At 68.4% G+C, this 17,123-nt stretch carries 16 protein-coding genes and 1 pseudogene; 5 read left to right on the forward strand and 12 right to left on the reverse strand.

Going from position 1 to position 17,123, the window contains the following annotated elements:
- Window positions 1-35: 35 nt before the first annotated feature.
- Window positions 36-2,681 (reverse strand): ABC transporter ATP-binding protein, encoded by a 2,646-nt coding sequence (locus MKK63_RS20170; RefSeq protein ID WP_244004929.1) that lies wholly within the window; start codon window positions 2,679-2,681, stop codon window positions 36-38.
- 287 nt (window positions 2,682-2,968) lie between these two features.
- Window positions 2,969-3,576, reverse strand: a pseudogene (locus tag MKK63_RS20175) (SDR family oxidoreductase).
- Between the two features lie 408 nt (window positions 3,577-3,984).
- On the opposite strand from MKK63_RS20175, the gene typA reads away from it, so the two are divergent.
- Together typA and MKK63_RS20185 are read left to right on the forward strand one after the other, a co-directional pair.
- The gene (typA, locus tag MKK63_RS20180; RefSeq protein ID WP_244004931.1) at window positions 3,985-5,811 is read left to right on the forward strand and encodes a translational GTPase TypA; all 1,827 of its coding nucleotides are present in this window, start codon (window positions 3,985-3,987) and stop codon (window positions 5,809-5,811) included.
- A 168-nt stretch (window positions 5,812-5,979) separates the two neighbouring features.
- Complete coding sequence (locus MKK63_RS20185) at window positions 5,980-6,207, forward strand: RAG2 PHD domain containing protein (RefSeq protein ID WP_244005094.1); 228 nt, start codon at window positions 5,980-5,982, stop codon at window positions 6,205-6,207.
- Window positions 6,208-6,222: 15 nt separating this feature from the next.
- Here MKK63_RS20185 and MKK63_RS20190 read toward each other — a convergent pair whose 3' ends face one another.
- The 5 genes from MKK63_RS20190 to cysK form a co-directional block, all read right to left on the reverse strand.
- Window positions 6,223-6,381 (reverse strand): hypothetical protein, encoded by a 159-nt coding sequence (locus MKK63_RS20190; protein ID WP_244004934.1) that lies wholly within the window; start codon window positions 6,379-6,381, stop codon window positions 6,223-6,225.
- The gene (locus tag MKK63_RS20195; RefSeq protein ID WP_244004936.1) at window positions 6,378-6,692 is read right to left on the reverse strand and encodes a hypothetical protein; all 315 of its coding nucleotides are present in this window, start codon (window positions 6,690-6,692) and stop codon (window positions 6,378-6,380) included. Before MKK63_RS20195 ends, MKK63_RS20190 begins: the two co-directional genes overlap by 4 nt.
- Entirely contained in the window at window positions 6,692-7,033 is a 342-nt protein-coding gene (locus tag MKK63_RS20200; protein ID WP_244004938.1) for a hypothetical protein, read from the reverse strand. Before MKK63_RS20200 ends, MKK63_RS20195 begins: the two co-directional genes overlap by 1 nt.
- Before the next feature lie 93 nt (window positions 7,034-7,126).
- Window positions 7,127-7,579: a hypothetical protein gene (locus MKK63_RS20205; RefSeq protein WP_244004940.1), complete on the reverse strand. Its 453-nt coding sequence runs from the start codon at window positions 7,577-7,579 to the stop codon at window positions 7,127-7,129.
- A 395-nt stretch (window positions 7,580-7,974) separates the two neighbouring features.
- The gene (gene cysK, locus MKK63_RS20210) at window positions 7,975-8,949 is read right to left on the reverse strand and encodes a cysteine synthase A (RefSeq protein ID WP_244004942.1); all 975 of its coding nucleotides are present in this window, start codon (window positions 8,947-8,949) and stop codon (window positions 7,975-7,977) included.
- A 313-nt stretch (window positions 8,950-9,262) separates the two neighbouring features.
- Between cysK and MKK63_RS20215 the strand changes: the two genes are divergently transcribed.
- On the forward strand, window positions 9,263-10,177 hold the full coding sequence (locus tag MKK63_RS20215) for a TAXI family TRAP transporter solute-binding subunit (RefSeq protein WP_244004943.1): 915 nt from the start codon (window positions 9,263-9,265) through the stop codon (window positions 10,175-10,177).
- Between the two features lie 12 nt (window positions 10,178-10,189).
- On the opposite strand, the gene MKK63_RS20220 is transcribed toward MKK63_RS20215, so the two are convergent.
- Complete coding sequence (locus tag MKK63_RS20220; RefSeq protein ID WP_244004946.1) at window positions 10,190-10,720, reverse strand: GcrA family cell cycle regulator; 531 nt, start codon at window positions 10,718-10,720, stop codon at window positions 10,190-10,192.
- A gap of 479 nt (window positions 10,721-11,199) precedes the next feature.
- Between MKK63_RS20220 and MKK63_RS20225 the strand changes: the two genes are divergently transcribed.
- Window positions 11,200-12,387 carry a patatin-like phospholipase family protein gene (locus MKK63_RS20225; RefSeq protein ID WP_244004947.1) on the forward strand — a complete coding sequence of 396 codons (1,188 nt, stop codon included), beginning with the start codon at window positions 11,200-11,202 and terminating at the stop codon, window positions 12,385-12,387.
- A 44-nt stretch (window positions 12,388-12,431) separates the two neighbouring features.
- Here MKK63_RS20225 and MKK63_RS20230 read toward each other — a convergent pair whose 3' ends face one another.
- The 3 genes from MKK63_RS20230 to MKK63_RS20240 form a co-directional block, all read right to left on the reverse strand.
- The gene (locus MKK63_RS20230; RefSeq protein ID WP_192706684.1) at window positions 12,432-12,560 is read right to left on the reverse strand and encodes a TFIIS helical bundle-like domain containing protein; all 129 of its coding nucleotides are present in this window, start codon (window positions 12,558-12,560) and stop codon (window positions 12,432-12,434) included.
- A gap of 103 nt (window positions 12,561-12,663) precedes the next feature.
- Window positions 12,664-14,076, reverse strand: a complete 1,413-nt coding sequence (pyk, locus tag MKK63_RS20235; protein WP_244004949.1) for a pyruvate kinase — start codon at window positions 14,074-14,076, stop codon at window positions 12,664-12,666.
- Between the two features lie 153 nt (window positions 14,077-14,229).
- Window positions 14,230-14,724 carry an SRPBCC family protein gene (locus tag MKK63_RS20240; RefSeq protein WP_244004950.1) on the reverse strand — a complete coding sequence of 165 codons (495 nt, stop codon included), beginning with the start codon at window positions 14,722-14,724 and terminating at the stop codon, window positions 14,230-14,232.
- Window positions 14,725-14,904: 180 nt separating this feature from the next.
- Between MKK63_RS20240 and MKK63_RS20245 the strand changes: the two genes are divergently transcribed.
- Window positions 14,905-16,161: a lytic murein transglycosylase gene (locus MKK63_RS20245; RefSeq protein WP_244004951.1), complete on the forward strand. Its 1,257-nt coding sequence runs from the start codon at window positions 14,905-14,907 to the stop codon at window positions 16,159-16,161.
- 162 nt (window positions 16,162-16,323) lie between these two features.
- Here MKK63_RS20245 and MKK63_RS20250 read toward each other — a convergent pair whose 3' ends face one another.
- A complete protein-coding gene (locus tag MKK63_RS20250; RefSeq protein ID WP_244004954.1) occupies window positions 16,324-17,112 on the reverse strand; it encodes an aldolase in 789 nt (262 codons plus the stop codon).
- Window positions 17,113-17,123 lie beyond the last annotated feature (11 nt).

A 17,123-nucleotide genomic window follows, 5' to 3' on the forward strand; every position in this document is an offset into this window, starting at 1 on the left:
GTAAACCGCAAGCCCGTGCTCGGATCACGCCGCGATCATTCGGCGGCCTTCAGGCGTTCCTCCGGCTTGCGCAGCGGCAGCCGCGCGGGGAACCGGGCGGCATCCGCTTCTGCCGACAGGCTGGCCACCAAGCTCGCCTGGGGCAGGGTGGCCTCCGCGACATCCAGCAGCGTGTCGATGCCATGCTCCAAGAACTCGTCAACCCGGTCGACCACCAGGACCTCCGGCCGGCGCAGGATGGCCCGGGCGAGGCCGATCCGCACCCGCACGCGCTCGGTCAGGAGCTGTCCGCGATTGCCGACCTCCTTATCCAGACCGCGCAGCTGGATCGGGCGCTCCAGGTCGAACTCCCGGAACACTGCCCGCGCCTCCCGCTGAATGATCGCCTCGCCGTGCATCCGCGCCGTGTCGATGCGGCCGAACAGCAGGTTATCGAGCACGGTGCTGCGCGGGTTGATCCGGTTGGGATCGTAGGATTCGACGTCGCAGCCGTGGTCGCCGTGCATGTGGCGCTGGACGATGGTCCGCGCGCCGACGATCCGCTGGCTCAGCGCCTCGTCGAGCAGGCCGAAGCGCATCCGCGGCTCGACATAGGCCAGGGTGAGGGCGAGGAACGCCACGCTGTCGGCCTCGCTGAGGCGCCCATCCTCGGGCAGGCGTGCGAGCCGGCGCAGATAATCCGGCAGGGCATCCGGCGTGATCAGCGAGAAGCGCCGGAACAGCGGATGGCCGGGCGGCACGTCGGCGAAGATGTCCTTGAGGCTGGTGGCGATGGCCACACCCATGCGGTCGAGGTCGTCGAGGAGGTGCGCCTCCTCCAGCGCCTCGCGGAACAGCGGGGCAGCGGCGAGGCGCTGCGGGTCCAACAGCGTCGGGTCGCGCGGGACCCCGAACAGCAGGTTCTCGCCGACGGTCGCCTGATCGTTGTAGCGACCGCGGGCGAAGGGGATCACGAGGTCGGCGAGACCCTTGTCGACGAAATGCGTGCGCAGGTGCTCCCGGGCCGCGATCATGCGCTGGCCCACCGGCGTCTCGTGGGTGACCGAGCTGAGGGCGCCGAGGCCGAAGCGATACAGGTCGTCGCCGAGATCGAGCCGGCCCAGCAGATCGAGGAGGTGGGGGTCGAGTTCTCCGACGTCGCAGATCCCGAGGTGCCGATAGTCGATCCACGGGTCGTTGATGCTGTCGCAGGGATTGCCGGTCTTCACCGCCTCGTTGATCCGCATCTTGCTGAGATCGAGGCTACCGGTCCGCAGCGGCCGGATGCGCAGGCCGTAGAGCACGTTGTCGCGCAAGGTTCCCGGGAACAGGACCGGCTCCACGCCCGCGAAGGCGATTCGATAGGCGTGGGCCGGCCGCGGCAGGGTCGACAGGTCGTGCTTGCCGATCCGAATCGTGCCGCCCGGCGCCGTCTGCAGGCCAGCGAGGACGCGGGCGAATTCCTGGGCTGCCGGGCCGGGCGGGATGAGGGCGAGCCGCGTCGGCAATGGCACCTCGGCGTCGCCGACCTCGATTGGGCCACCGCCCTGCGGATCGCGCAATGTGAGGCCCTCCACTCGGAGCGGGCCACCGAGCGGCGGCGGCGTCTCACCGAGTTCCGGCTCGGCCGGCTGCAGACGCTGTGGTCCGAAATGCGCCGCCACGGTCTCGTACTTCACCTCGACGTCGAGGCGCTGCTGATCCCAGTCGATCAGCTCCTTGAGGGGCGGGGGCAGGTCGCGATAGGCGGCGAGCACGGCCACGAGCTGGCCGATATCGAGCTCGCCTTTCAGGGCGAAGACGCCGCCGATCGCGTAGAACAGGAACGGCGTCACCTGAGCCAGCAGGTTGTTGAGGTATTTGACCGCGAACTTCCGCCGGTAGATCCGCAGGCGCAGGTCGTAGAGGCTGTAGAGCCGCCCGCCGATCTCCGCCCGTTCCCAGCGGCCGGTATCGTTGATCAGCACCGCCGGCAGCCCGTCGAGCACCTCGGCGACGCGGCCCGCGAGGGCGCGCGAGGCGATCTGACGGCGACGGCTCAGACGGATGATCTCCCGTCGCAGCCGCGGGATCACGGTCATCTGCACCGCGACCATGCCGCCGGCTGCGAGGCCGAGCCACAGGTTCTGCATCAGGATGAAGGCGAGCGCGGTTGCGGCCTGCGTGCCAAGGAACACCGGAACCACGATCGCATCGCCGATGAAGGAGCCGATCGGCTCGACCTCGTCGCGGATGATCGTCGCGGTCTCGGAGGATTTCACCTCCCGCTGCGTCTCCGGCGAGAAGCGGAGCATCAGGCAGAACAGCTGGAAGCGCAGGCGCCGCAGCATCCGCTCGCCCAAGATGCCCTTCTGCAGGTTGATCCAGAACTTGAAGGCCCCGTTGATCAGCACGAGGCCGAGGAACAGGGTGGAAAGGCCGAGCAGCAGCTCGAACCGGTCGACCTGGAACCCCTCGAACAGCCGCGTCGTCCCGCCACCGAGCAGCTGAGGCCATGACAGGGTGATGTCTAGGAACGAAGCGGTCGCCTCGCCGTGGGAGAAGGCCTTGCCGGTAATTGCGTCGTTGACGATGCGCTTGGGCAGGTCGAGCGAGGCGAAGTAAAACGGCAGAGAGGCCAGGACGACGGCGCAGATCCGGAACTGGTCTGCCTTCGAATAGCGCCAGATGTACGGAAACAGCCGCGGCTCAAGCGCGCGCATCGGCTCGTTCCATGGGGCAGCCGTCGGAGCGGAGGTCATACTGGTTCGCCGCGCTCATGCGTGGGCTCAGGATCAACACGGTAGCCCAGCGGTCTGGTTTCATCCAATGCACCCGAGAGGTCCGCCCTGCGCGAACTGGTGGACCGCGTTGCGGCGTCATCGATCCGTCATATAGGGAGAAGGCCGGCGCCTTCGATCGCATGGCTGCCGCGCAGCCGCATCGTCCGGGTTGAACAGGGCGACCGCGCGGTCAGGCCACCGTCCAAACGCAGGTTTGGGCCGGTGATTTAGGCGGCATCATCGGAGGCAAGGAACGCGATCGTCGCGGCGATCTCGTCGATGCGTCCGTGGCGGCCCATCGGTACGCTTTGTCGGCGCTCCTCCGTGGCCGGCAGGCTGTCGATCCAGCGGGGGCGCACGTTTTTCATGCGGACGTTGTCGGCGGCGTAGCTGTCGGTGAACAGCTTGGTGTAGGCCGCGAGCCCCGCGCAGAACACCGCCGGGGTCGGGAACATCGGGCTCGGCTCGAAGGCCCAGGCGGTCGAGATGTTGATGATCGCCCCGGCGCGCTGTGCCTTCATGATCGGCGTCACGAGGCGGAGCGAGCGCACGACGTTCATCAGCCAGATGTCCAAACCGGCGTGCCACTGGGCGTCCGTGATGTCGAGCAGCGGCGCCCGGGGCCCGTGGCCGGCGCTATTGACCAGGACATCAATTCGGTCCCAGCGCGCTATGGCTCCGTCGACGACGTGCTGAAGGCCCTCGGGGACTGGTTTGAGCCGGTCACGCCGAATCCGCTTAGCTTCTGGGCCAGCGCTTCGCCCTTGCCGGCGGACGAAAGGATCGCGACGGCGAAACCGTCCTCCGCCGGCTTGCGGGCGGCCGCCGCCGCCATGCCACTGCCCCCCGCTGTCACGAGCGCCCCTTTCCCGCCCGTCGTCGTTCGCTCGTCTCAGTCGCTTCGAAGAAGCCGGGGCGGCGAATCGCCACCGCCGGTGATTTTCCGAGCTCAGGCAATGCCGTCTCGACGGGTCCGGCGGTCCGGGCCTTCTCCCCCACACCTTTTTCCCTCTGCGGGAGGGGCGCGCATTTTGCGCGTTCCGCTATTCCCCACTGAGGTGTCGAGCCCTCGCCATCCGGCAAGTTAGGGGCTTGGCAGGATACAACCATGCACGCGTCGGCCTTGCCCCGGAGCGCGTGTCCTTATATTGCGACGCAACCACCACGACTCCGTACCTGGACCGGCGCGGACGGCCGCGCCGCGCGGCCGCCAGGGAGCCGGCACAACCCGTTTCGGGCCGACATGAATCTGCGCAACATCGCCATCATCGCTCACGTCGACCACGGCAAGACGACGCTCGTCGACAAGCTGCTGGCCCAGTCCGGCACCTTCCGCGAGAACCAGCGGGTCGAGGAGCGGGCGATGGACTCGAACGACCTCGAGAAGGAACGTGGCATCACGATCCTGGCGAAGGCGACTTCGGTCGTCTGGAAGGACACCCGCATCAACATCGTCGACACCCCCGGCCACGCCGATTTCGGCGGCGAGGTCGAGCGCATCCTGTCGATGGTCGACGGCGTGATCGTGCTGGTCGACGCCGCCGAGGGGCCGATGCCGCAGACCAAGTTCGTGGTCGGCAAGGCCCTCAAAATCGGCCTGCGCCCGATCGTGGCGATCAACAAGGTCGACCGGCCGGACGCCCGCATCACCGAGGTGGTGAACGAGGTGTTCGATCTCTTCGCCGCCCTCGACGCCACCGACGACCAGCTCGATTTCCCGATCCTCTACGGGTCCGGCCGCAACGGCTGGATGGCCGACAGCCCGGATGCCGACCCGTCGGTGGGCCTGGAGCCGCTGTTCGCGCTCGTGCTCAAGCACGTCCCCCCCGCCAAGGTGGAGGAGGGGCCGTTCCGGATGCTCGGCACCCTGCTCGAGGCCAACCCGTTCCTCGGCCGGATCATCACCGGGCGCATCGCCTCCGGCACCGTGAAGCCGAACCAGCAGATCAAGGTGCTCTCGCGCGACGGCAAGGTCGTGGAGACCGGCCGCGTCTCGAAGATCCTCGCCTTCCGCGGCCTGGAGCGTGCGCCGATCGACGTCGGCGAGGCGGGCGATATCGTCTCGATCGCCGGCCTGATGAAGGGCACGGTGGCCGACACCTTCTGCGACCCGCAGGTCGACACGCCGATCCAGGCCCAGCCGATCGATCCGCCCACCGTAACGATGTCGTTCATCGTGAACGATTCGCCGCTGGCCGGCACCGAGGGCGACAAAGTCACGAGCCGGATGATTCGCGACCGCCTGTTCAAGGAGGGCGAGGGCAACGTCACGCTCAAGATCGAGGAGGCGACCGACAAGGACTCGTTCTATGTGTCCGGCCGCGGCGAGCTTCAGCTCGCCATCCTGATCGAGACCATGCGCCGCGAGGGCTTCGAGATCGCGGTCTCACGCCCCCGAGTCGTCTTCGAGAAGGACGAGGAGGGCAACCTGCTCGAGCCGATCGAGGAGGTGGTGATCGACGTGGACGAGGAGCACTCGGGTGTCGTCGTCCAGAAAATGTCGGAGCGTAAGGCTGACATGTTGGAGATGCGGCCGTCGGGCGGTGACCGCCTGCGCCTCGTATTCCACGCCCCGACCCGCGGCCTGATCGGCTACCAGGGCGAGTTGCTGACCGACACGCGCGGCACGGCGATCATGAACCGCCTGTTCAAGGCCTACGAGCCCTTCAAGGGCGAGATCGCCGGACGCCGCAACGGCGTGCTCATCTCGAACGACAAGGGCGAGGCGGTGGCCTACGCCATGTGGAACCTCGAAGACCGAGGCCCGATGATGATCGAGCCCGGCTGGAAGGTCTATCAGGGCATGATCATCGGCGAGCACAACCGCGAGAACGATCTCGAGGTGAACGTGCTCAAGGGCAAGAAGCTCACCAACATCCGCACCACCTCGAAGGACGAGGCTGTGCGCCTGACGCCGCCGATCCGGATGACCCTGGAGAAGTCGCTGGCCTGGATCCAGGACGACGAGCTGGTCGAGGTCACGCCGAAGTCGATCCGGCTGCGCAAGACCGTGCTGGATCCGAACGACCGCAAGCGCGTCGAGCGCTCCTCCAAGGACAGCGCGGCCTGAGCTGAACGGCCGGCAACCGGACGTGAACGGCCGGCAACCGGGTGCTCAGGCCCGGTTGCTGATGCAGCCCTTATTCCGGATCGCTCTCGAGTCCATCGAACCCTTATGCCGGCCTTCATAGCTTGGCATAGCGGTACCCGAGAGGTCCGCGTGAACCCCCAGACGACCATGACCGTCGCACTGAATTCATCCCTGCCGGCCACCGCCGGCACGCCCCTGTCCTATCTCGTCGGCCAGGACGGCGCAGGCCATTGGGTGGCTGTCGAGACCGGCGGGCGTGCGGGGGGCATCTTCCGCAGCCGCCAGGATGCAATCCGCTACGCCTGTGTCGAAAGCGGCTGCCGGCCGGACGCCGTGAAGCTGGCCACAGATCCGATTCCGTTCCGGCTCGCCTGAGCCGTCCGGGCGGCGTCAGCTGCTCCCTGGGTCGGTCTCGTCGTTCTGACTCCCGCCGCTCGACGGCCCGGCTCCGGGATGACCCTCGGTTTTCTCGTTCGGATCCTTGACCGCGTCAGGTGCGACGTTCTTCGGCTTCTCGGGCTTCGCACCCGTGTCCTCGCGCTCGCTCATTCATGGTTCTCCCGTTCCGACCGGTAATGCCCGTCCGCAACCGTCTCGCCGGCGTCTGGACCGCGGGACGCTTTCTGATCTGAATGGCCACCGGACGAGCCCCCGATCGCCGGCGGCGACCGCCCAGGCTCGCCGGTGTCGCGCCAACCCTCGCCAGGTTCCGGCTGGGGCTTTTCGCCCCCGCCCATGTTGGTGATGGCCGCCTGTTCGGCCGTCTGGTGGCCGCCCCCGGCGGGCGGATCGCCGCGGGACCCGACCGCATCGTCGGGCTTGCGGGTGACGGTTCCGGATTCGCTGGTCGGGCGGGCCATCAGCGCTTCCCGTCGTCTTGGCCGACGGCGGCCGTTGCGCGGTCGATCGCCTCGCTCAGATCCGAGCCGCTGCCGGATGCGTTTTCGCTGGACGTGCCCTTCAGCTTGTCGAGGTTCTCGCGCGGCGTCTCGGCCTCGGTCGCATCCGTGGCATCGGAGCCGGGGGTGCCGGAGGCGATCCGCGCGGCTTCGGCATCGCCCGCCGGGTTCCGTTTCAAGTCCGCCTGCGTGCGGGCAGCCGAGCCGATATCCAGCGGCGAATCCTGTCCGAGATCCTGGCCGTTTCGGTCCGCGTTCGCGTCGAAGTCCTTGAGGGACGGTCGTCCTGTCTGGCCGGTCATGGCGCGCCTTTCCGTGTCTTCGCAGAACAACCGGGGCGGCGCGGGAGAGTTGCGCCCCTCGGGCGATGGGGCGCGGGCAACAGCGTTCGGGCGTTAGCGACCGATGATGCGGGGCAGGAGTTTCTGGGCCAGGCGCAGCACCGTATCCTCCGCCGCGCCGCGGTCGATCGACCGGGCATCGATCGTCAGTAGATCGCCGTCACGGAGGACGATGGCTGTCGCGCCGGCGCCCGTCTCGAAGACGTAAGACGTGATCCACGCGACCCCCGGGCCGGCCGGCAGAGTGGTGAGCCGGCAATCCGGGTTCTTCTTAACGCACATCGTTTCCAGCGCGCCCATCGTGGTCTTGCCAGTGCGGATTCGGCCCTCGGTGCCGTCCGTGAGGCGGCCCAACTGCAGCGCGACCGTCGGAGCGCCGTCGCAGCCAGGGCAGGTGAGCATGAGCTGGAACGGTTGCGCCTGCGCGGTGGCATCCTTGTCAAGGGCGGTGCGGGCGTCCTCAGCCAGCGGCGTGAGATCGTGGACCGCAAAACCCAGCGCCAGCACGGCTTGCGACCAGAGGCAGCACAAGATCACGACGAAACAACGCATGACAGAACCCCCGGCCGATCACGCTTTTCGCGGTACCGGAACGATCGAGGAAGATCCAGGCTGGAGATGCAACGTTGATCGATAAAAGTGATAGAAAAAATCTGTATCTTATTGGAAATAATCGCCGTCGATATCGAAATTGGTAGGCATTTTCAGCGGTAAATCTATGTGACGCCGCCAATTTTTCAGTAGAAATATATAACTCAAGCCACGCCATCCACGCGAAACGTAGCGGCGTACGGTTCGCCGCAGGGTCGCCCGCGATCGGATCCACCGGTGGTAGGGCTCCGCGCCGTTCGATCCGGAGCGGAGCCAGAGCCCGTTCCGTCGCGGAACGGGCTGCGTTCGGCTTAGCCGATCCCTTCAAAGAGCGCCGACGAGATGTAGCGCTCGGCGAAGCTGCAGGCGATCGTAACGATGCGCTTGCCCTTGAATTCCGGCCGCTTCGCCAGCTCGAGGGCGGCGGCGACGTTGCCGCCGGTCGAGATGCCGCCCGGGATGCCGTCGAGGCGGGCGAGCGCCCGGGCGGTCTCGAATGCGGTCTGGTTGGAGACCTTCAGCACCCCGTCGAGGATGTCGGTGTGGAGATTGTCGGGGATGAAGCCGGCGCCGATACCCTGAATCTTGTGCGGCCCCGGCTGGCCGCCCGAGATCACCGGAGAATCCTCCGGCTCGACGGCAAAGACCTTCAGGTTCGGCAGGCGAGGCTTCAGCACCTCGCCGACGCCCGTCACGGTACCACCGGTGCCGACGCCCGCCACGAACGCGTCAAGCTGGCCGCCGGTGTCGCTCCAGATCTCCTCGGCGGTGGTTTTCCGGTGGATCTCGGGGTTGGCGGGGTTCGAGAATTGCTGCGGCATCACCGAGCCGGGAATCTCTTTCAGGAGCTCCTCGGCCTTGGCGATCGCGCCCTTCATGCCCTGCGCGCCGGGTGTGAGCGCCAGTTCCGCGCCCAGGAACGCCAGCATCTTGCGCCGCTCCAGCGACATCGTCTCCGGCATGACCAGGATCAGGCGGTAGCCCCGTGCCGCTGCCGTGAAGGCGAGCGCGATGCCGGTGTTGCCCGAAGTCGGCTCCACCAGCGTGCCGCCCGGCTGAAGCTTACCGGACGCCTCCAGTGCGTCGATCATGTTGACGCCGATACGGTCCTTGACGCTCGCGATCGGGTTGAAAAACTCCAGCTTCAGCAGGATCTCGGCGTCGACCCCGTGCTCCTTCGGCAGGCGGTTCAGCCGGACCAGGGGGGTGTTGCCGATCGTCTCGGTGATCGAGCCGTAGACACGGCCATGGCCGACCTTCGCCGGCGCGTTGAGGGAATCGGCCATCGCGGAGCTCCTGCTCGTAGTGGGATCGGTGAGATGTGGGTCCGGTCGGTCGAGACCAAGCCCCCGGGCGGGAGGTTTTGGATCGGCCCGGACGGGAGGCTGCGATATCGCGTTGCCGCCACGGGGGCAATCAGGCTAAGTGCCCACATCAAAAGTTCTTTCCGCTTTCGCTGCGATCTCTGCCAAGCCGTGGAACAGCCTTGCTGGCTGTCGCGAAGCCAATAGAAAATTATTCTCCCGATCAGCGCTGGTCCGGCGCGCCGGCGCGACGAGAGTGTTGATGGCGATGCATGTGCCAGCTTCGGGAATTAAGATGGCAACCCGCCGGATGACGCTCCTCGGAGCGCTGAGTCTCCTCGCGCCCCGACGGGCCCGGTCCGAGGAGCCTGTTCGCGTAGTCTTGGCGACCGCGACGCCGGGCGGCGGGTTTCCGGCCTTCGGTGCGGCCTTCGCGGATACGATTCGGCAAGCGGACCCGGCCCTGATCATCGAGACCCGCGCCAGCGGCGGCTCGGTCGCGAATCTCGGCCTCCTGCAGGCCGGCGACGTCGATCTGGGTCTCGTGCAGGGGGAGTACGCCTATCCCGCGTTCACGGCCGCCGGCGGCATCTCCGTGCTGGCTCCGATGTACCCGACGCCCGGTCTGTTCGTCGTGCCGGCGGCGAGCCCGATCCGATCGGTGGCGGATCTGCGCGGGCGTACGGTCGTGCTGGGCACGCACCTGTCGGGGCTTACCGTGATGGCCCGCAGCGCGCTCGCCGCTTCGGGGTTCGACCCCGCGCGCGACATCCGCCCGGTCCTGCTCGACCGCGCCGGTGATGGCCCTACGCTAGTGCGCGATGGTCAGGCCGATGCGCTTTGGGGCGGCGGGCTCGACTGGCCGGGCTTCGCCACCATGGCCCGGGCTCCGGGCGGGGCGCGCTTCTTCGGCCCCTCGGAAGCTGGGATCGTGCGTCTGGCGCAGCCGGACGCCGCGCTGAAGCGTCTGACCGTTCCGGCCGGCAGCTTCCCCGGACAGGCAGAGTCGATCGAGACGGTGGGCTCGTGGAGCTTCATCCTGGCGCGCCGGGACTTCGAGGGCGACGCGGCCGACCGGATCGTCCGCGCGCTCGGCCGCGACAGGGGCGCCACGACGCACCCGAAAAACCTGATCGGCCTCGTGCCGGCGGATCGCATCAATCCGGCGACCGCGCGCTATCTCCGCGCAGCCGGGCTGGTCCAGCCCTAATGGAGCCGCCGATCAGCGGAACGAGGCGACGCGGCGATCCCGCTTCCGTTCGGCCGCCGGCTGATAGGCGATCTCGGCGTGATGGGTGCAGTAAGGCAGCCCGGTGATCGACCGGCCGCCGCAGAACCGGAATTCCGGCGTGGTCGGATCGCCGAGCGGCCAGCGGCACATAGATTCCCGCAGGTCCATGATGGTGACGCGCTGGGAGACCGCAAGGGGCGTCGGCGAAGCGGCCGGCGCTGCCGCCGGGAAGGCCGGCGCCGGACGATGCGAGAGGATCGCCACCGGCTCGGGGGCCTGCATCTCAACCACCGCGATGGCCGTCTCGATTTCGATGGCCTTCGCCGGCTGGACCGCGGCGACGGGGGCTTCTTCCCCACCCCGGGCGCGGCCCGCCAGACCCAGGCGGTGGACCTTGCCGATCACCGCGTTGCGCGTGACGCCGCCGAGCTGCGCCGCGATCTTGCTCGCGCTCTGCCCGTCCTCCCACAACCGGCGCAGGAGCGCCACGCGATCATCCGTCCAGCCTACTGCCGCTTCCATCTACCCCTCCGCCCCCTGCAGCCCGCGCTGCGCCAAGGTCCGGCGCGCGCATCCCGGGTCCAACGACCCGTCCAACGGCGGATCACGCCAAGGCGCGGACCGCGCATCGGATCACGGCGGGCCGAGCCGCGGTGCGACACCCTGTCCCGCCAGGCCGCACGGAACCCTAGCGCGGCGCTGACGAACGTTGCAAGGGTGCTCGCCCGTTCCCCGCAATCCCTGTCCACCGGCAATGGCGCGATCGGGTTCGCAAATGCTGCCAACGTCACGCTGCCCGGGCATCGTCGCACACCGAACGGGCCCCGCTGCCACCCAAACCGCGTCCGGCCTCGCTTGCGCCGCGATCCCGTGGGATCGTGACCTGGGCGCAACAGCAGATCTTTATCCGGCCCACCGGGCGGCAAAGACGGAACGTACGTCACAGCCAAGCTCGTTTCATGTGGCAGGGTGGCCGGGCTTCACGGATCAAGGTGACGAGGATGGGTTTCCGTCGGACAGGCTTGCGGGCGCTGGCCGCGCTCGGGCTGGCGGGTCAGGTGGCGGCCTGCGGCAGCCTTCCGCGGACGCCTTACAGCGCTGAGCAGGCCGCATTTGCGAGCGTTCCGGGCATCCCCGGCGCGCGCGTCTACGCGGACGCCTCGGTGGAGACGATCGCGGAACTTGCCGCTAACCCGCAGCGGCGGAATAAGAGTTTCAACTACCTGGCGTTGTCGGGTGGCGGCGGCGACGGGGCTTACGGAGCCGGTGTCCTCAACGGCTGGACGGCTTCGGGCCAGCGGCCGGAATTCAGCCTGGTGTCCGGCGTCTCGACCGGGGCGCTGATTGCGCCATTCGCGTTCCTGGGGTCCGGCTACGACGCTTATCTCACCGAATTCTACACCAGCGGCGTCGCCGGCGAGCTGGTCGCCTCGCCCAACATCGCCAACGTGCTGTTCGGCTCCGGGTTGTTCGGTGACGGGCGTCTGCGCAACCTTATCGACCGTTACGTCACGCCGGATCTGATCCGGGCGGTGGCCGAGGAGCACGCCAAGGGCCGGCGCCTGCTCGTGGTGACCACCAACCTCGATTCCCAGCGGGCCGTCATCTGGAACATGGGCGCCATCGCGGCGAGCGGCGTGCCGAATGCCCGTGAGCTGTTCCGCGACGTGCTGGCCGCCTCGGCCAGCATCCCGGCGGTGTTCCCGCCGCAATTCATCGATGTCTCGGCCGGCGACGCGCGCTTCCAGGAGATGCATGTCGACGGCTCGGTGGTGACGCCGGTCTTCACCCTGCCGCAGACCCTTCTGCTCCGCGACGGGCGAATCCGCACGGGCGGGAAGGCCGAGATCTACGTCGTGATCAACGGCCGCCTGGAGCCAGATTTCGAGGTGACGAAGGACAACACGCTCTCGATCGTAGAGCGCTCTTTCACGACGGCGAGCCGCGCCCGCTCGCGGGCCACGCTGACCGCGACCTACGCGCTGGCGCGGGGCAACGGCATCGGCTTCAACCTGACCTACATCGACGAGGGTGGTCCGAAGGTACCGGCCTCGAAGGGCTTCGACACCGCTTACATGCGCAGCCTTTACGACGAGGGCTTCGCCAAGGGCCGGACCGGGACGTTCTGGCAGCACACCGTGCCGGCGGCGCCGACCGTCAAGGAAGTCGCGGGTGCGGTCGCGAACTGATTGATCGCCGGGAGCCGCGCGCCCGGGGCGCGCGGCGTCGATGCTTACTTGCCCAGGATCTTCGTGACGAGGCGGCCGATCGGCGTCGCCGTGCTGGCGTTCCGGTCGTCGCGGTCGATGGGGCGGTTCTCGTTGCCGAGGAGCTTGGTGACGAGGCGTCCGATCAGGTTCATGGGATGGCCCTTCAGTTTCGCGCCAAAACGGCGCAGCTTCCAAGTCAACGATGGGAAGCGGGCCGCGTTCCACCCGCGGAGCCCGCCGTCAGCCTTGTAACACTCAGACCTGCATCAGCCGGATGTTGTTCGTGTTGCCCGCCGTGTGGAACGGGATGCCCGCGGCCACCACGATGATGTCGTTCGGCTTGGCGAAACCCTCTTCCTGCGCGTGCTGGCAGGCTTTTGCCGTCATCTCCTCGTAGGAATCGACATCGTCCGTGAGGACGCTGTGGGCGCCCCACAACAGGCTCAACCGGCGTGAGGTCGCGAGGTTCGGCGTCAGCGCCAGGATCGCGGCGGCGGGGCGCTTGCGCGCCACCCGGGCCGCCGTCGTTCCGCTCGACGTGTAGGCCACGATCGCGGCGGCATGGATCGCCTCGGCGAGGTCGGCTGTCGCGGTGGCGACCGCGTGGGGCGGCGTCTCCTCCTCGCCGGGCTCCGAGGCCGCCACGATGGAGTGGTACAGCTTATGGCCCTCCACGCTGCGGATGATCCGGTCCATCATCGCGACCGCCTCCACCGGATAGCGTCCGGTGGCCGATTCCGCCGAGAGCATGACGGCGTCGGCGCCGTCGTAGATCGCGGTCGCCACGTCCGAGGCCTCGGCCCGGGTCGGTGCGGGGGCGCTGACCATCGAGTCGAGCATCTGGGTCGCCACCACCACGGGCTTCACGGCGAGCCGGCAGGCGCGGATCAACTCCTTCTGACGGCCCGGAACGTCCTCGTGCGGGATCTCGACCCCCAGATCGCCGCGGGCCACCATCACGGCGTCGGAGAGCCGGATGATGTCGTCGATCCGCTCCAGCGCCTGCGGCTTCTCGATCTTCGACATGATCCCGGCCCTGTCGCTGATGATCCCCCGGGCCTCGATCACGTCGGACGGCTTCTGCACGAAGGACAGGGCCACCCAGTCGACGCCGAGATCGAGCCCGAAGGCGAGGTCGGCCCGGTCCTTCTCGGTGAGCGGCGACAGGTCGAGCAGCGTGCCCGGCAGGTTGACGCCCTTGCGGTTCGAGATCGCCCCACCGGTCACCACCTCGGCCATGATGGCAGTGCGCTCCGGTCCGATGACCCGCACCCGCACCCGCCCGTCGTCGATCAGCAATTCCTGACCGGGCACGACCGCATCGAAGATCTCCGGATGGTGCAGCGGGATCGTCTGCTTGTCGCCGTCGGTGCCTTCCAGGACGAAGCGCACCCGCTCGCCGGCCTCGAGATCCAGTCGGCCGCCTTGCAGCGTGCCGATTCGGATCTTGGGTCCTTGCAGATCCTGCAGGATGCCGATCGGCCGGCCGACCTCCTTTTCGAGGGCGCGGATCGCAGCGTGGACGCGGGCGTGGTCCTCCTGCGTGCCGTGGCTGAAATTCAGCCGGAAGGTATCGACCCCAGCGAGGAACAGGGCTTTCAGCTGGTCGGGCGCCGAACTGGCGGGGCCCACGGTGGCGACGATCTTGGCGTGGCGGTGGCGGCGCATGCGGGTCTCGGCCTCGTGAGGTTGCCTCTGGCAATCGAGCCGGGCGATCCTTTGCCCCGACGCCGCTCAGATCGGTGCCGGCTGGCGCCGGGACGAGGGGGATACGCCGCCGACCGGGAATCTGATCGCGCGGCCGCCCGATTCGGCCGGACGCTATCTGGACGCCTCGCGGGCGATCCCGGCAAGCCCCGCCTCGAACACACCGGCGATGTCGGCGACCGCTTCGGCATCGCTCATCCCCTCGGCGTCGAACGTCGCGCTCCAGATCACCGTGGATCCGGTGCCGTTCGGCCGGACCGCCAGGGTCGCGTTGTAGGCGCGCACCGGCAGGGGGCCCTGGATCAAGCCGTAGCTGTAGCTCCGGCCCGTCTCGTCGCGGGCGGTCTCGACCTCCACGATCGTGCCGAGCCCACCCTTCACCACGAGACCCCGGATCTGCGCGCGGATGCCGTCATCGTCGTCGTCGGCCGACAGGATGCAGCGCTCGACCTGCGGGTGCCAGAACTGGATGGCGCAGAAATCGCCGACCAGCGCCCAGACCGCCTCCGCGGGTGTGGGGAGGTCGCGGCTGCGGATGACCTCCAGGGCATGCGCGGGACCGGCGGCGAGTGTAGCCACAGCGATCGTGGCGAAGGCTATCCGCTTCATCGGTCGATCTCCTTTGGACCCTCCTGAGGAAGGATGCCCGGGTCGTCTTCCATCCGGCAGGGCCGCGCAATCACGTTGGCGCGATACCGACACTTCGAAGCGGGCCTGTTCTCCGCTGGAACCCGCCCCGATCGGCCGGGTATGCTGGGCACCCCTACAGAATGCGAGCCCAGAGCGCCGATGAGCAGCCCGACACGCCCCTGTCCGGGAACCCGCAGAGCCGTTTTATTCTGCGCCCTGATGCCGACCCTCGCGGTTGCGGCGCCCGACGCAATCCCGCCCGTGATGCCCTTCGAAAGCTGTCGCGCCGGCCTCATCGCCTTCGCGACCACGCAGGCCGTGCCGCAGACCCTCGCCGACGCCCAACTCGCCAACCTGACGCCCGATCCCGACGTTCTGGCCGCCACCGCGAGCCAGGGCGAATTCGTAAGACCGCTCTCGGACTACATCGAGGCCAGCGTCACTCCGGCCCGCATCGAGGCGGGCCGGGCCAAGCTCGCCGAGCAGGCCGAGACCTTCGCGACGATCGAGGCCCGCTACGGGGTCGACCGCTACATCCTGGCGGCGTTCTGGGGCGTGGAATCGAGCTTCGGCGCAGTGCTCGACAACCTCGCTGTGGTGAAGCCGGTGGTGCGATCCCTGGCGACGCTGGCCTGCGGCGATCCCGCTCGCGCACCCTACTGGCGCAACGAGCTCTCGGCCGCGCTCCAGATCCTGGCCTGGAACCAAGCGCCCCTCGACCGGATGCCCGCTGGCCTCACCGGCTCGTGGGCGGGGGCGATGGGCCATACCCAGTTCATGCCGAGCGTCTACCTCCGCGATGCGGTTGATTTCGACGGAGACGGCAAGCGTGACATCTGGACCTCGGTGCCGGATGCGCTGGCCTCGACGGCGCATTACCTGCGCGCCCACGGCTGGAAGCCCGAAGAAGGCTGGGGCGCCGAGGCGCTGCTGCCCGAGGGCTTCGACGCCGCCCTGGCTGACGAGACCACGCCGCGCAGCCTCGCCGCGTGGCAGGCGCTCGGTGTACGGCCCGCTCGTCCGGGCGCGATCCCAGACGAGACCGCGGAGGCGACCCTGATCCTGCCCGCCGGGATCCGCGGCCCGGCCTTCCTGCTGCGACCGAACTTCGCGGTGATCCTGCGCTACAACACGGCGCTCGCCTACGCACTGACCGTCGCGCTGCTGTCGGACCGCCTGCGCGGCGATCCCGGCCTCGTCCGTGACTGGCCCCGGGGGGACCGGGCGCTCACTGGGGACGAGCGGCGCGACCTGCAGACCCGCCTCACCGAGCACGGCTTCGCCACCGGCGGCATCGATGGGAAGATCGGCCCGAAGACCCGGACGGCACTGCGCGCGTTCCAGGGTTCGATTGGCCTGCCGGCCGATGGCTACGCTGACGCCGCGCTGCTGGAGCGGATCCGGGGGGCGCCCTGAAGAAGCTCGCCCGGTTCGGAATGGGCGGGTCCTGGATTTCCAAAGGGCTGTGCCCACTGGTGGGCCGTCAGGGCAATGCCCTGACACGATCGCAGGGCTCTGCTTTGCACCCGCAAAGGGTCTCGACCTTTTGAAATCAAGACCTTCCGGCGCTCGAACGGCTCAAGCCAGGAAGGCCGGCTCGTCCCGGGCGAGGACTCGCTTGACGCTCTCCAGATGCAGCCGCGCGCTCTCGGCGCGGCCGGCCGCCTCCTGGGCGGCGACGTGCTTCACGATACCTTCGGGCACGATCTTCAGCGACCGCCCCGTGCTGAGGGCGAGAACCTGCGCCTGTGCGGCACGCTCCAGATAGTAGAGGTCGTCCCAGGCCTCCGCGACGGTCTCGCCGAGCACCATCACGCCGTGGTTCTTCAGGAAGACCACATCGGCCTCCCCGGCGCTGGCGGCGATCCGTTGGCCTTCCTGGGAATCCAGCGCCAACCCGTTGTAATCCTCGTCCACCGCGATGCGGCCGTAGAAGCGCAGGGCTGTCTGGCCGGCCCAGACCAGGGGCTGCCCCTCCAGCATGGCGAGCGCGGTGGCGTAGGGCATGTGGGTGTGGAAAGCGGCGCGGGCGCGGGGCTTGAGCCGGTGCAACTCGGCATGGATGTGGAAGGCCGTCGCCTCCGGCTGACCATCACCCTCCACGACGTTGCCGTGGAAGTCGCAGAGCAGCAGGCTCGAGGCGGTCACCTCGGCGAAGGCGAGGCCGTAGGGATTGACCAGGAACAGGTCGGGCCGCTCCGGCAGGACGGCCGAGAAATGATTGCAGATGCCTTCCTCAAGCCCGTTGCGCGCGGCCCAGCGCAAACAGGCGGCGAGGTCGATCCGGGCCTTCCGGACGCTGTCCGCGTTGAGCGGTTCGTTGCTGCGCGTGGGCGGTGTGCCCGAGGCGGTGACCGCGTGAGCCATACGTGGGAGCC

Origin of the sequence: Methylobacterium sp. J-088 (genome assembly GCF_022829295.1) — a bacterium.
Lineage (GTDB): Bacteria > Pseudomonadota > Alphaproteobacteria > Rhizobiales > Beijerinckiaceae > Methylobacterium.

Coding starts and splice junctions, on each gene's coding strand:
- typA (WP_244004931.1), top strand. CDS start 3,985: ATGAATCTGCGCAACATCGCCATCATCGCTCACGTCGACCACGGCAAG.
- MKK63_RS20185 (WP_244005094.1), top strand. CDS start 5,980: ATGACCGTCGCACTGAATTCATCCCTGCCGGCCACCGCCGGCACGCCC.
- MKK63_RS20220 (WP_244004946.1), bottom strand. CDS start 10,720: ATGGAAGCGGCAGTAGGCTGGACGGATGATCGCGTGGCGCTCCTGCGC.
- MKK63_RS20230 (WP_192706684.1), bottom strand. CDS start 12,560: ATGAACCTGATCGGACGCCTCGTCACCAAGCTCCTCGGCAACGAGAAC.
- pyk (WP_244004949.1), bottom strand. CDS start 14,076: ATGCGCCGCCACCGCCACGCCAAGATCGTCGCCACCGTGGGCCCCGCC.
- MKK63_RS20215 (WP_244004943.1), top strand. CDS start 9,263: ATGGCAACCCGCCGGATGACGCTCCTCGGAGCGCTGAGTCTCCTCGCG.
- MKK63_RS20245 (WP_244004951.1), top strand. CDS start 14,905: ATGAGCAGCCCGACACGCCCCTGTCCGGGAACCCGCAGAGCCGTTTTA.
- MKK63_RS20240 (WP_244004950.1), bottom strand. CDS start 14,724: ATGAAGCGGATAGCCTTCGCCACGATCGCTGTGGCTACACTCGCCGCC.
- MKK63_RS20225 (WP_244004947.1), top strand. CDS start 11,200: ATGGGTTTCCGTCGGACAGGCTTGCGGGCGCTGGCCGCGCTCGGGCTG.
- MKK63_RS20200 (WP_244004938.1), bottom strand. CDS start 7,033: ATGACCGGCCAGACAGGACGACCGTCCCTCAAGGACTTCGACGCGAAC.
- MKK63_RS20190 (WP_244004934.1), bottom strand. CDS start 6,381: ATGAGCGAGCGCGAGGACACGGGTGCGAAGCCCGAGAAGCCGAAGAAC.
- MKK63_RS20170 (WP_244004929.1), bottom strand. CDS start 2,681: ATGCGCGCGCTTGAGCCGCGGCTGTTTCCGTACATCTGGCGCTATTCG.
- cysK (WP_244004942.1), bottom strand. CDS start 8,949: ATGGCCGATTCCCTCAACGCGCCGGCGAAGGTCGGCCATGGCCGTGTC.
- MKK63_RS20250 (WP_244004954.1), bottom strand. CDS start 17,112: ATGGCTCACGCGGTCACCGCCTCGGGCACACCGCCCACGCGCAGCAAC.
- MKK63_RS20195 (WP_244004936.1), bottom strand. CDS start 6,692: ATGGCCCGCCCGACCAGCGAATCCGGAACCGTCACCCGCAAGCCCGAC.